This window comes from Microcoleus sp. Pol12A5 (genome assembly GCF_036701435.1).
Taxonomy (GTDB): Bacteria; Cyanobacteriota; Cyanobacteriia; order Cyanobacteriales; family Microcoleaceae; genus Microcoleus.
Genome location: NZ_JAUBQU010000151.1, coordinates 1 through 12,669 on the forward strand (window position 1 = coordinate 1; position 12,669 = coordinate 12,669).

General features: G+C 44.6%; 12 protein-coding genes and 2 pseudogenes. 4 read left to right on the top strand and 10 right to left on the bottom strand.

The features are described 5' to 3' along the window. Positions 1 to 473: 473 nt before the first annotated feature. The 4 genes from ffh to QUA45_RS25395 all read right to left on the bottom strand — a co-directional run bounded on the left by ffh (position 474) and on the right by QUA45_RS25395 (position 3,584). Entirely contained in the window at positions 474 to 1,922 is a 1,449-nt protein-coding gene (gene ffh, locus QUA45_RS25380; RefSeq protein ID WP_333099279.1) for a signal recognition particle protein, read from the bottom strand. Positions 1,923 to 2,195: 273 nt separating this feature from the next. Continuing rightward, positions 2,196 to 2,573, bottom strand: coding sequence for a hypothetical protein (locus QUA45_RS25385; protein WP_333222502.1), 378 nt, complete (start codon positions 2,571 to 2,573; stop codon positions 2,196 to 2,198). A 33-nt stretch (positions 2,574 to 2,606) separates the two neighbouring features. Then, the gene (locus QUA45_RS25390; protein WP_333222507.1) at positions 2,607 to 3,188 is read right to left on the bottom strand and encodes an NB-ARC domain-containing protein; all 582 of its coding nucleotides are present in this window, start codon (positions 3,186 to 3,188) and stop codon (positions 2,607 to 2,609) included. A gap of 21 nt (positions 3,189 to 3,209) precedes the next feature. Beyond that, positions 3,210 to 3,584: a hypothetical protein gene (locus QUA45_RS25395; RefSeq protein ID WP_333099282.1), complete on the bottom strand. Its 375-nt coding sequence runs from the start codon at positions 3,582 to 3,584 to the stop codon at positions 3,210 to 3,212. Between the two features lie 418 nt (positions 3,585 to 4,002). Here QUA45_RS25395 and QUA45_RS25400 point away from each other — a divergent pair. Both QUA45_RS25400 and QUA45_RS29285 read left to right on the top strand, forming a co-directional pair. Further along, positions 4,003 to 5,325 (top strand): annotated as a pseudogene (locus QUA45_RS25400) (IS4 family transposase). A 70-nt stretch (positions 5,326 to 5,395) separates the two neighbouring features. Continuing rightward, positions 5,396 to 5,482: pseudogene (locus QUA45_RS29285) on the top strand (hypothetical protein); the annotation flags it as partial. A 43-nt stretch (positions 5,483 to 5,525) separates the two neighbouring features. Here the strand turns inward: QUA45_RS29285 and QUA45_RS25405 are convergent. The 3 genes from QUA45_RS25405 to QUA45_RS25415 all read right to left on the bottom strand — a co-directional run bounded on the left by QUA45_RS25405 (position 5,526) and on the right by QUA45_RS25415 (position 7,604). After that, positions 5,526 to 5,747, bottom strand: a complete 222-nt coding sequence (locus QUA45_RS25405) for a hypothetical protein (RefSeq protein ID WP_333099283.1) — start codon at positions 5,745 to 5,747, stop codon at positions 5,526 to 5,528. Continuing rightward, positions 5,740 to 6,912 carry a TRC40/GET3/ArsA family transport-energizing ATPase gene (locus QUA45_RS25410; protein WP_172188640.1) on the bottom strand — a complete coding sequence of 391 codons (1,173 nt, stop codon included), beginning with the start codon at positions 6,910 to 6,912 and terminating at the stop codon, positions 5,740 to 5,742. Before QUA45_RS25410 ends, QUA45_RS25405 begins: the two co-directional genes overlap by 8 nt. A gap of 299 nt (positions 6,913 to 7,211) precedes the next feature. Then, entirely contained in the window at positions 7,212 to 7,604 is a 393-nt protein-coding gene (locus tag QUA45_RS25415; RefSeq protein ID WP_333222504.1) for a DUF2358 domain-containing protein, read from the bottom strand. Positions 7,605 to 7,673: 69 nt separating this feature from the next. On the opposite strand from QUA45_RS25415, the gene QUA45_RS25420 reads away from it, so the two are divergent. After that, positions 7,674 to 8,288, top strand: coding sequence for a glutathione S-transferase N-terminal domain-containing protein (locus QUA45_RS25420; protein WP_333099286.1), 615 nt, complete (start codon positions 7,674 to 7,676; stop codon positions 8,286 to 8,288). A gap of 76 nt (positions 8,289 to 8,364) precedes the next feature. Here QUA45_RS25420 and QUA45_RS25425 read toward each other — a convergent pair whose 3' ends face one another. From QUA45_RS25425 to ahcY, 3 genes are all read right to left on the bottom strand, one after another. Continuing rightward, the gene (locus tag QUA45_RS25425; RefSeq protein WP_333099288.1) at positions 8,365 to 9,789 is read right to left on the bottom strand and encodes an NADP-dependent isocitrate dehydrogenase; all 1,425 of its coding nucleotides are present in this window, start codon (positions 9,787 to 9,789) and stop codon (positions 8,365 to 8,367) included. A gap of 166 nt (positions 9,790 to 9,955) precedes the next feature. After that, on the bottom strand, positions 9,956 to 10,558 hold the full coding sequence (locus tag QUA45_RS25430; RefSeq protein WP_333099289.1) for a DedA family protein: 603 nt from the start codon (positions 10,556 to 10,558) through the stop codon (positions 9,956 to 9,958). Positions 10,559 to 10,732: 174 nt separating this feature from the next. After that, positions 10,733 to 12,010, bottom strand: coding sequence for an adenosylhomocysteinase (gene ahcY, locus QUA45_RS25435; protein WP_333099290.1), 1,278 nt, complete (start codon positions 12,008 to 12,010; stop codon positions 10,733 to 10,735). A 360-nt stretch (positions 12,011 to 12,370) separates the two neighbouring features. Here ahcY and QUA45_RS25440 point away from each other — a divergent pair, with 360 nt between their 5' ends. Next, positions 12,371 to 12,583, top strand: coding sequence for a mechanosensitive ion channel domain-containing protein (locus QUA45_RS25440; protein WP_333099333.1), 213 nt, complete (start codon positions 12,371 to 12,373; stop codon positions 12,581 to 12,583). Positions 12,584 to 12,669: the final 86 nt, after the last annotated feature.

The following is a 12,669-nucleotide window of genomic DNA, read 5'->3' on the forward strand; positions in this document are numbered from 1 at the left end:
TTCGTTCGCTCAATTCTGGGATCTTCTAAGTCGGCAAAATGGTCGGCGATGGTGATTTTAGGTTTGAGTTTCATACAGGTAAACTCTAATTAAATGTTTTTTAGATACTCAAGAATTCTCCTCCAATATACCAGATTATGTTAACATAAAATTTAGATGCGTTCGCCCTGGGTATACGGGCTGCCACCCTTATTGCGTCTATCTCCTAAACCTCTTTATCACCCCCCCAGCTATCAGCAGTCGTGGCCATGCGTCACAACCTGTTAATCAAAGCTATGAGTGAACGATTGTTGGGTCGTGGAAAGGTCAAAATGCAGGTAATTGGGACCTTGATGAGGAAACTGGTTCATTTGGCTTTTGGCATTTTAAAATCCCAAAAGCCGAATGGACCCCAATTATTTGAACGCTACCCATTGACAGGTCAAGACAGTATCTACAACTTTTTGACAATGATGCAATATGTTTGACGCTTTCTACAACTGTCCGAAACCTTTTTTAGGCTTATCTTTTTTCTTTTTCTTCTTCTGCTGCGCCCCCATATAGCCGCGGGAACCGGGCTGCATTCCGGGGCCGCCCATTCCCGGCATTCCGGGCATTCCCGGCAATCCTCCCATTCCTGTAAAGTTGCCTTGACTCATTTGCTGCATCATTGTACGCATTTTCTGGAAATCGCTGACCAGCTTAGTCACGTCGTTTTCAGCGTAGCCTGCGCCTTTGCCGATGCGGCGGCGACGGGATGGAGAACTTGCTAAAAGTTCGGGATTACGGCGTTCTTCGACTGTCATGGAATTGATCATGGCTTCGGTGCGTTTTAGCTGCACTTCTCCCTGCCGCATTTGTTCATCTGAGAGTTTGTTCATCCCCGGAATCATTTTCATGATGCCGCCGAGGGAACCCATATTTTTTAACAGTCTGGTTTGTTTGAGAAAGTCGGTAAAGTCAAACTTTGCCGTGAGCATTTTCTCTTGCATTTTTTCGGCGTCGGCGATGTCGAATTCTTCTTGCGCTTTTTCTACTAGCGTCAAGACATCGCCCATTCCGAGTATTCTCGATGCCATGCGATCGGGATAAAATGGTTGCAAGGCTTCCACTTTTTCGCCTACGCCGACAAATTTAATCGGCGCGCCGGATATTTGCCGCACTGATAAAGCTGCACCGCCCCGGCTGTCGCCGTCTAATTTGGTTAAAATTGCACCGGTAATGCCGATTTGTTCGTGAAAGGTGCGGGTTAAATTTGCTGCTTCTTGGCCGGTCATGGCATCAACAACTAACAGCGTTTCGTGGGGTTGTACTGTTTGTTTGATGCGACCCAATTCTGCCATCATGTCTTGGTCGATTTGCAGGCGGCCTGCTGTATCGACGATGATGGTATCGATGCCAATTTGTTTGCCGTGTTCGATGCCTTGGCGGGCAATTTCTACGGGGTCAATGTCTTTGCCTAATTCAAATACTGGTACGTCGATTTGTTTGCCCAGGGTTAGCAATTGGTCGATCGCCGCAGGTCGATAAATGTCGGTTGCGACTAGCAGTGCGGTACGATTTTGCTTGCGGAGGTGCAGCGCTAGTTTGGCGGTAGCTGTGGTTTTCCCGGTTCCTTGCAAACCGGCCATGAGCACGACTGTGGGCCCGGATTCGGCGGTGGCGAGGGGTACGTTGGTTTCCCCCATGACGCGCACGAGTTCGTCGTGGACAATTTTGATGAATTGTTGGTCGGGACGGACGCCTGAGACGACTTCTGCGCCTTGTGCTTTTGCCGCTACCTCTGAGATGAAGTTTTTGACGACTTGGAGGTTGACATCGGCTTCCAGGAGGGCGCGGCGGACTTCTTTGAGGGCGTCTTGAATGTTGGACTCGGAAATTTTATTCTGTCCGCGCAGTTTTTTCCAGGTGGATTCGAGTCGATCGGCGAGGGCTTCAAACATAGGGCATTGTTGGCTAGTCAGTCTTTTTAATTTTAAGGCTAAATGCGGATGTTTGGATTAATGTTTTGCTAATTTTTGAATAATCCTTTCAGGGCAGGCTAGAAGCCCACCCCACAAGAAAATTCATATATTGTGGAACAGGCATCTTGCCTGTTATTAAAACTGCTGCCGCAAAATTCATCTATTGTAGGACAGGCATCTTGCCTGTTACTAAAACTATTGCCCTAAACTTCATCTATTGTGGAACAGGCAAGATGCCTGTTCCTAAAACTGCTATAAGATGTGACTTTTTACATATTCTGCGATAGCTGGTTGGAGTTGGAAGAGAGTGCGATCGCCTTTTTGAACTTTTTCGATTAATAACCTCCGTCTCAAGGATTCGACGGCTTTGAGGAATTCAGAAGGGGATAATTCCAGGAGGGCTGGCTTTTTGGAGATTTCGACTGCTTTGATTTGATTTGCCAACCAGGACATTACTTGTTTTTCGGAGTCTGACAAGCGCTGAAAATATTTGTGCAATAAATATTCTAAGTCTCCTAAAACTAGGCTATTATAGGATAAAAATTCAGAAATATTGCCACTAAATAAGTCTTGAATTGCAGCGCATACGGTATTTAACCACAAGGGATTTCCTCGGTAAAGGTCTATCAATTTTGATCGGTTTTCCGATTCAACTAAACCTTTTTATGTGAATATTTCTCGCGCTGGTTCGCCTGAACCATTGAGTTGCAATGTTTGACAAATTTTCGGGTGGCTTTCTAAGGCTGCAATTTCTCTGGGTTTTTCCCAACCAATCAAGATTATGCAACTCTTGTGGCATGATTCTGCTATTTGTTTGAAGAAAGTGCCGTAATTTTCATATCCTGGTTGATAGTTTCCTGCTAGTTGTTGGCTGCTGAAAATTGTTTGTACGTCATCGAGGATGATCAGACAGCGATGCGATCGTAAATATTGTAGGGGCAATCCCCCGGTGGTTGCCCTTTCTTCGGGGGCGGGCACGGGGGCACCGCCCCTACAGAATTGAATTAAGTCGGTTTCGAGTGTTTGGAGGGGTGGCGCGTGGCGGAGGCTTCGCCAGATTATACAGTCGAATTCATATTGAACGTGTTGGATTAGTTGCAGTGCGATCGCACTTTTGCCACTTCCGCTTAATCCTAAGATGCTGATGAGACGGGTGCGGTTTTCCAAAATCCATTGTTTGAGGGTGGAAAGTTTGGATGTGCGATCGTAAAATGTCGAGATTTCTGGTGCGTCGTCTAAGTCGATGTGGGGCTGTTTTGCTGTTGGTTAGGGGTTTTGAGGTGTTTTGGGCGATCGGGCTTTTTCACGACAAATGTTAAGCTTATTATTAACTGTTATACTCTCGCCTGTTATATTTTCAACAATTGCTGATTGATAATTATAAATTTTACCCTTCTCTAATACAGTCGTAAAATTTGCTTTAGTAATATTTTTTCCTAATTCTTTAGAAAGTATTTTCCAAAGTTGTGAACCGACATTTCTGACATGAGTTGGACTTGAGTAAACTTCTTGAGCAATTTGCGTGTAAGTTGTGTCTTGTAAAGTTCCCTGCAGAATCGCTTCTTGCACGTAATCTAAATGCTTTCCCGTCTTAGCAAAAATTAGCTCATCTGCCAGTGTCAAAACTTCGGCAATATCCATAGATTAGGGAGAAGCCATTGGTAACAAATTAGAAAGGAGTAGATTTTGTCAATACCCCTTTGTGCATAAATATAAGGGGATAATAATGATAATCAAACCTGGGGTAAGGGTGGGAGAGTCCGCCGCAGGCGGACTCTCCCAGGCCTAGGACGATTATCATTATTAATAAGTTGTTGGCTCGATTGGTGTGGGATTGCGATCGATAATAATGGCGGACGATCGATAATAGTGACCGGCGCGAGATAATAGTTGCACCACAGCCGTGCACTTTCGAGCGTTGGGTCTAGCACGATCAATTGCGAGCGTTGGTACGATCGAACGATATAATGGACAAATAATTGAGCGATTGTGTAGGTTTGTAAATATGGCTAAAAGTCAAAAAACCAACCGTGACCACGCCAAAAAAACCACAAAACCGATGGTGGAAGATGAAGCGATTGCCTCGCAACTATCGGCATTATTAACACCCGCGATCGTCTCACAAGAAAACTACTACCGTCAACTAGGTTTATTCGCTGAGAATTCTTAACCTGCCGTTGATGGTAGCAGCGGTATTAACCCTGCTATGGCGAGATGTAGCGGGAGTAACAGAACTTACAAGAATGCTGGCAAGAGAAGGTTTTTTGTGGTGCCGACCTACGACAGTCACTCAACAAGCAATGTCTCAAAGATTTTTAAGTTTTCTCGCCGCATTATTTGAGGGAGTATTCAAAAATTTATTGCCGAGTTTAAAAAATGCTTGGCACCAGAGAAACCAACGACCCCTACCAGAAAGCATTCAATTTGCCTTAAGAAATTTTTCAAGAATTTGGATAGTAGATAGTTCAACCCTCGAAGCATTATTTTGCAAGCTCAAAAGCTTGGAAGATATACCCACAGGGCAGTTGGCAGGAAAAATGGCAACAGTCATAGATTTAATGACCCGGCTTCCTGTTGAGATTTGGTTCCTAGAAAACCCGAGAGCTTCTGATGTTAAGCTTGAAGAAAATATCCTGCAATTGGTGCCAACTAAAACCTTACTCTTACTGGATAGAGGATTTTATCATTTTAGCTTTTGGCTCAAATTAATTGAACGAGAGCTTCACGCTCATTACTCGTTTGAAAAAAGCAGCAGCAATTCAAGTACAGCAAGTATTTACCAAAAGTTATGACCTGAAAGATAGTCGGGTACGTTTGGGTTCAGGAACAGCAAAAACTCCATTTATTACCTTGCGTCTGATAGAAGTTCGTTCGGGTAAAACCTGGCATTCTTATTTGACAAGCGTACTAGATCCTCAAGTTTTACCACCCTAAGTCGTAGCAGACTTATATCGCAGGCGGTGGAGAATTGAAGAAGCTTTTAATACCGTAAAAATACTCTTGGGATTAAGTTATTTGTGGACGGGTTCTCTTAACGGCATTCAGCTTCAAATTTGGGGAACTTGGATATTTTATGCAATCTTAGTAGATTTAGGTGAGGCCGTTTCCGATCGACTCTCTTTACCAATAGATTCGATTTCATTAGAAATGATTTACCGGGGTCTTTACCATTTTTATGTAGCCCGCCAACAAGGTAAGACAACTGACCCTATCAAGTATTTAGTCTTGAAGAGAAAATCGAGATTTAGGTATTGTTAAGTCTCAACGAAAGCCCAATGTTAAGTTAATTGTTGCCCCTTTACCCGCTCGATAGCGAGACCAAAATCAATATTTCTTTGATACTTCTGCTGAACTCCCCTTGACAACTGGCATACAAGCTTAACTTGTTACCAATGTGCGATCGCGACGACATTTTTGAATGAATCTGGAACGGTTGGTGGAACCCGAATTGGATTCCATTCACAAACGAAAGCAATGGTGCTTGCGAATGCGTAGATTTAGCCCCAGCAGCAGCCGGAAATGTTGGACAAGTCATTATTGTAGAGTGGCAGGAGGCTACTAGAGGGCTTATTGCACCTAGTTTTAGAGTTTATCTGGAGATTTTTGCAGATGCACTAGAACGCGGAGAATATCGGTTCTCTGAGAATGGTTATGGGTTAGTCGATCTAGTTGACTTTGAAATACTCGATCGCGCAGTTGGTAATGGTTGATACCGTCCATTGACTGCACCCAATGCCCTCCAGAGAGACAGGACTTACGCAGGTACACTACATATAGCGTGCCTGCGTAAGTCTTGTTAAGCAAACTTAATCTTCAAATAATCATCCTCCATCTTCGCCCCCGAAGGTTGCAGCGCCGCTAAAGCTTGGGGCAACACCAAATTACGGCGGTGATTTCCAATCCGAACATTCAACTCATCTCCCGTTTTGCTCAACTGAATTTGATCTTTAGCAATTCCGGGCAAATACAGCTCAAGACTATATTGATTGTTTTCCTGCACGATCTTAATCGTATTTTCTTTGTAATAAACTTGACTGGGGTCTTCGTCTTTGTAAAGCGTTTCTTTCAACCGTTCCAAAGCTGCCAAACCGCACATTTCTTCAGAATAAAGTGGCACCTCCTTAACTGGCAGCGGCATGAAATCTGAGTGAATTTCCTGACGGTACTGCTCCTGACTTTCTTTCCACCGTTTGAAAAATGGGTCAGTTACTTCTGCGGGAATAATCCGGTTAGCTACTACTAAATCTGTGGCTACATTGTACAAACTCAAATAGGCATGAGCGCGCAGAGACTCTTTAATTACCATTTTTTCGGGATTAGTAACTAACCTTACCGAAGTGACAGTATTGTCAGTTAAAACCTTTTCCAAAGCTTCGATTTGTTCGTAAAATTCGTAAGGTGCATCCATCACCTCTTTGTCTGGTAAAGAAAAACCCGCAATCGGTCTAAAAATAGGTTCCACTAAAGGCCGAAGGGCGGCGGATATGCCTTGCAGTGGCTTGTAAAATTTTCTCATGTACCAGCCGCCAACCTCCGGCAAACTTAGCAGTCTCAATGCAGTGCCAGTTGGGGCAGAATCGATAATTAAAACATCAAATTCACCTTCGTCATAATGCCGCTTCATTCGCACTAAACCGAAGATTTCATCCATTCCTGGCAAGATGGCTAATTCTTCAGCTTGAACGCCTTCGAGCCCCTGCGCTCGCAAGACTTGAGTAATGTAGCGCTTAACTGCTCCCCAATTGCCTTCTAATTCCCTGAGAGCGTCTAATTCTGCTCCCCACAAATTCGGCTTCACCAGCCGCGAATCGTGTCCGAGTTCCATGTCAAAGCTGTCGGCTAAGGAGTGAGCGGGATCAGTGCTCAGCACTAAGGTTTTGTATCCCAATTCGGCACATCGCAGCCCAGTCGCAGCGGCTACGGAGGTTTTGCCGACGCCGCCTTTTCCAGTCATTAATATTAAGCGCATTGATTGTTTAGCTCGCCTGAAAGTAGTTTACTTTTATATTGTAACGTTATGTAACAAAAATTAATTTTGTGCGGTAATTAATTGGGGCGACAAGCAGCCACTGAACACAGCGCCTTTCCTGTGACTCACGAAATTTCTGAAATGTCAAGATCAGTTAAAATTATTTATCTCAGATATCAATTGCAACAAATAAAAATCCATCAGCGTTCATCTGTGTTTATCTGCTAACATCTGCGGTTAAAAAAGGGAGCTCGCTCTTGAAACACCATTTTTATTGCTAACAAACCTAAGAAAAATTATCAAACATTAGTTTTCAGAGGAAATACAAGCTGTTTGATCACATCCAACCGCGAACAGTCCCAGTAATCAATGTGAGAAACAATTAAACCGTCGCTGTTGACTTTCAGTTCGCTCCTACCAGCGATCGCCATTTTAGGTCGCCAAGGTAGCGGTGCGAGCCAGCTCAAAGTCCAGCGAGTTTCTATAAGATCGGACGATCGCGAAATGCCGTGCAGGTCTAGTTTAATTTCTTTAAAAAAATTCCCCATAAACCCGATCATTTTGCGGTAGCGATCGACTCCTGTAAATCGATTCACCGGATCCTCAAAATAAACATCTTTGGCGTAAATGCTGTAAGTCTGATTTTGAGGAAATCTTTGATAATCGTCTTTGAGAATTTGAATAATATCCATTCTGATTAGCTATTTGCCTTAAATTATTATAATATAGTTTATACCTGCTTGAGAAAAGGCGGACAACTTATGATCGACCTGTACACTTTTACCACACCGAACGGTCGCAAAGTCTCGATCATGCTCGAAGAAATAGGTTTACCCTACAGCGTGCACGTCATCGACATCACCAAAAACGACCAATTTAGCCCAGAATTCATCGCAATCAACCCCAACAGCAAAATTCCGGCGATAGTCGATCGAGATAACGGCATCACCGTCTTCGAGTCTGGCGCTATTCTGATCTATCTTGCCGAAAAAAGCGGCAGATTTCTGCCCGCAGACAAACAAAAATACTTTCAAGTTATAGAGTGGCTGATGTTTCAAATGGCCAGCGTCGGTCCGATGTTTGGTCAGCTCAACCACTTCAAACGCTTTGCACCCGAACAAATTCCCTATGCGATTGGGCGCTACGAAAAAGAAACCTTGCGGCTCTACGGAGTATTAGACACTCAACTAGCAAAATACGAATACATCTGCGGCGACTATTCGATCGCCGACATTGCTACCTATCCCTGGGTTGCTATTTACGAATTTCAAGGATTAACCCTCGACAACCACCCCCATCTCAAACGTTGGGTAGAAACCTTGCAGAACCGTCCCGCCGTTGAGCGCGGCATGGCTGTTCCCGAACTGCAAAAATAGCAATTTTTTAACCGCAGACAGACAAAGATATTACCAATCTTATCTGCGTTCCTCTGCGGTTAAAAATATTTAAAACCTAATCAGCAAAGTGCTTAATAATCGCCTCCGCAAACTCCGAACACTTCAACTCAGGCACCGGCGGTTCCATCAACCTCGCCAAATCGTAAGTAACTTCACCGTTAGAAATTGCCGCTCCCAAACCCTTCTTAATCAAGTCTGCTGCTTCCTGCCATCCCAGGTATTCTAACATCATCACCCCGGACAAAATCAAGGAACCGGGATTGACTTTATCCAAACCGGCGTGTTTCGGTGCAGTGCCGTGAGTTGCCTCAAAAACTGCACATTCATCACCAATATTCGCGCCGGGACCCATACCCAATCCGCCGACAATGGCGGCGGCCGCATCGGATAAATAATCCCCGTTCAGATTCATTGTCGCCAAAATCGAATACTCTGCCGGCCTGGTTTGAATTTGTTGGAAAATACTATCAGCAATTCGGTCGTTGACCATAATTTTTTCTTTCCACTGACCACTGCCGTGACTGTCCCAAATTGCAAACAGAACATCGGCGACTTCTTGACGAATTTTGGCTTGTTTTTCTGGCGTCAAAGCATCATATCCAGGGTCTATTTGGCGGGCATTATCTTCTAAGCTAATGTCGGGATTTTTTTCTTTGTTGCCAAGAATCCAAGACTCTCTTTCAGTCACGCACTGAGCGCGAAATTCGGTAGTTGCTAATTCATAACCCCAATCTCGGAAAGCTCCTTCGGTGTATTTCATGATGTTGCCTTTGTGCACTAAAGTTACTTGCTGCTTCTCTTTTGGCAACCGTAAAGCGTGGGTAATAGCGCGTCGTACTAAACGCTGAGAACCTGTTTTGCTAATGGGTTTAATTCCGATTCCCGAATCGAGGCGAATTTGTTTTTTGCCATGTTCTGGTGTTGCAGGAATTAACTCATTATTGAGGAATTCAATCAATTTTTTGCCGATTTCGCTGCCTTTTGCCCATTCAATGCCGAGGTAAATATCTTCTGTATTTTCCCGGTAAATAATTACATCTAGGAGTTCAGGAGTTTTGTGTAGCGATGGTGTTCCAGCATAATATTTGCAGGGTCGCACGCAGGCGTAAAGGTCAAAGATTTGCCGCAAAGCTACGTTTAGCGATCGAATGCCGCCCCCGATTGGGGTTGTCAGTGGCCCTTTGATGGCAACTCCGTATTCTTTGATGGCGTTTAAGGAATCCTGGGGCAGATATTGGTAAGTACCGTAGACATCGCAGGCTTCGTCGCCTACATAGATTTTAAACCAGTTGATTTTTCGATCGCCACCGTAAGCCTTTTCTACCGCCGCATCCATGACTTTCTGGGATGCAGGCCACAAGTCAACCCCGGTACCGTCGCCGCGAATGAAGGGAATAATCGGGTCATTAGGGACGATCGGCGAACCGTCTTTGAAAGTAATTTTAGAACCTGTTGTTGGGGCGACAATCTTTTCGTACATATCTTAACGGCGGGGATAGGAATGTTCCCTATTTTGCCACGATTGTCTCCCTAAACCTCAATCAATCCTAAATATTTGTATAAATTTTTGATAAATAGATTATTAACCGCAGATAACAGCGGATAAACGCAGATTTTTTTGGGGATGTCTGCATTTATCTAAAATTTTATTCTTTTTGCATATTCTTCTTCACAATCCACAAAATACACCAGATGACTATAATCACCACAACTATTTTGGAAACCGGGCCCAGATAATCGTCTACAAGTGTATAATTTTCCCCGAGTTTATATCCGGCAAAAGTCAGGAAACTTACCCATAAAAGAGTGCCGCCTGTAGAGTAGATTAAAAAAGGAATTAAAGGCATATTATTGATGCCAGCGGGCAGGGAAATTATGGTGCGAACTCCGGGTACTAGGCGACACAAAAACACGGCTTTGTTGCCGTGTCTGTTAAACCATCTATTTGCTTTGTCAATATCAGCGCCCGATACTGTGATCCACTTGCCGTATTTGTCGGCTAAATTCCTCAAGCGTTCTTCGCTCAATAATTTACCGGCATAGTACCAGGGAAGCGCCCCCAAAACTGTACCGATTACTCCTGCTGCGATGGCCGGTGAAAACTCCATTCTGTTCTGGAATACCGTGAATCCTGCCAGGGGCATAATCAATTCTGAGGGTATGGGGGGGAAAAGATTTTCTAAAAACATCAACAGCCCTATTCCGAGATACCCCATCGACTGCATTGTGTTAGTTATCCATTCAACCATTTTGATTCACTAATTTGGTAAGAAGAAGTCCGTAGTCATTAGTCATTAGTCATTGCTCGTTACTCGACTGTGCCGAATAACGCATATCTAGAGGCTCTGCCTCGACTCCCTATAAGGGAAACAGAGCCTCGTTGTATTCATTCCCCGGCACAGTCGGGGAACGATAAACGATGATTAAGTACCCGAAGTCCAAGAATTTGTGTACTCTATTTGTTCAGCAGTCAAGGTATCAATATGAATACCCATTGCTTCCAATTTGAGACGGGCAATTTCTTTGTCAACTTCCACCGGGATTGAGTGAATACCAGGCTCTAGTTTGCCTTTGTTCGTAACCAGATATTCGCAGGCTAAAGCTTGGTTAGCAAAGCTCATATCCATCACAGCGCTGGGGTGTCCTTCGGCTGCTGCCAAGTTGATCAAACGGCCTTCACCCAACACAATAATCGACTTGCCATTATTGAGGTGATATTCTTGAGTGAAAGACCGGACCGTTTTCACGTCGGTGCTTTTTGCGCCGAGGGATTTGAGGTCAATTTCAATGTCGAAGTGACCGGAATTGCAAACAATTGCGCCGTCTTTCATTGTCTCGAAATGTTCGGCACGAATGACGTGTTTGTTGCCGGTAACGGTAATGAATATATCTCCGATTGTTGCTGCTTCATCCATCGGCATGACGCGGAAACCGTCCATCACTGCTTCGATCGCCCGAATCGGATCGATTTCGGTGACAATTACGTTAGCACCCATACCGCGCGCGCGCAGTGCTGTGCCTTTGCCGCACCAACCGTAACCTGCAACCACAATATTTTTACCTGCTAACAAAATATTGGTAGCGCGGATAATCCCGTCTAGGGTAGATTGACCGGTGCCGTAGCGGTTGTCAAAGAAGTGCTTGGTGTCGGCGTCGTTGACGTTCATTGCGGGGAAAGTCAGCACGCCGTCTTTCAACATGGCCCGCAGGCGCACGATGCCTGTGGTAGTTTCTTCGGTAGTTCCGATTAAGTCGGCAATTTGGTTCGGGCGATGCTGGATCAGTGCCGCTACCACGTCGCTGCCGTCGTCGATGATAATATTGGGGCGGTGGTCTAAGGCTGTGTAGACGTGACGTTCGTAGGTAGCCGCGTCTTCTCCTTTGAGGGCGAAGACGGAAATGCCGTAGTCTTCAACTAAGCAAGCCGCTACGTCATCTTGAGTGCTCAAGGGGTTGCTGGCGATCAGTACGGCGTCGCCACCGCCGAGTTTGATGGCGATCGCCAAATGAGCGGTTTCTGTGGTTACGTGGCAGCAAGCAGCCAAGCGAATGCCAGCGAAAGGCTTTTCTTTAGCGAAGCGTTCTTGAATTTGCCGCAAAACGGGCATTTCCCGGCCGGCCCACTCGATGCGTTGCTTTCCCAAGGGGGCGAGGGACAAGTCTTTGACTTCGTGTTTAATCTTGACGGATGTAGCAACCATGTATGTTATTTCTCAGAAATCATCAAACTTTGTTAGTTTTAGCAGATTAAGTCATCGGCGGGCAAGTGTTGTGATTTTACTCGATCGGGGTCGGCGCTGCTAATCTTAAATTTTGATTGTGTTTTAATGATTAGCGAACAAGTCGATGGACTCACCCCCACAGTCAGAGTCAAACATTCATGTCTGCCGATCGATCTCAATTTTTTGTGTTAGCGTGGCATTCTTGAATTATTTGACACTCTCATTTGGGCTGCTGGCAGTTTGAGCGCCTGCGTGATAGCGTTCCCAGCTTGGCGTCCGGCAGATATCATTGGTTTGTTATGACTTGGTTGAGTAGGGATTAGTTTCGCGTTCCCAGACATCTTCAAATACTTTTTAGGGAAAATATTGTTGCTGTTGCACGAATCGTTTCAATGGGGCGATCGGATAATTGTAGAAGGCTTTGAAGGTACTGTTGAAAAGATTCTGCTGCGTTCAACTCAAATTATTAGTGATGGGGGAGAGCTAGTTATCGTACCGAAGGCGATCGTATTTATAGTCATTTCAAATAAGTATGAGACTTTTAAAAAATGAGGTAAAATGAAAAAAAATCGTTAACCAGTTAGGGAAAATGTCTTACAGCATAGATTTGAGAAAAAGAGTAGTGGACTATGTAGAAA

What these genes read in the sequence shown, in the direction of transcription:
- ahcY (WP_333099290.1), bottom strand. Translation starts at nt 12,010, where the DNA reads ATGGTTGCTACATCCGTCAAGATTAAACACGAAGTCAAAGACTTGTCC.
- QUA45_RS25425 (WP_333099288.1), bottom strand. Translation starts at nt 9,789, where the DNA reads ATGTACGAAAAGATTGTCGCCCCAACAACAGGTTCTAAAATTACTTTC.
- QUA45_RS25395 (WP_333099282.1), bottom strand. Translation starts at nt 3,584, where the DNA reads ATGGATATTGCCGAAGTTTTGACACTGGCAGATGAGCTAATTTTTGCT.
- ffh (WP_333099279.1), bottom strand. Translation starts at nt 1,922, where the DNA reads ATGTTTGAAGCCCTCGCCGATCGACTCGAATCCACCTGGAAAAAACTG.
- QUA45_RS25420 (WP_333099286.1), top strand. Translation starts at nt 7,674, where the DNA reads ATGATCGACCTGTACACTTTTACCACACCGAACGGTCGCAAAGTCTCG.
- QUA45_RS25430 (WP_333099289.1), bottom strand. Translation starts at nt 10,558, where the DNA reads ATGGTTGAATGGATAACTAACACAATGCAGTCGATGGGGTATCTCGGA.
- QUA45_RS25415 (WP_333222504.1), bottom strand. Translation starts at nt 7,604, where the DNA reads ATGGATATTATTCAAATTCTCAAAGACGATTATCAAAGATTTCCTCAA.
- QUA45_RS25410 (WP_172188640.1), bottom strand. Translation starts at nt 6,912, where the DNA reads ATGCGCTTAATATTAATGACTGGAAAAGGCGGCGTCGGCAAAACCTCC.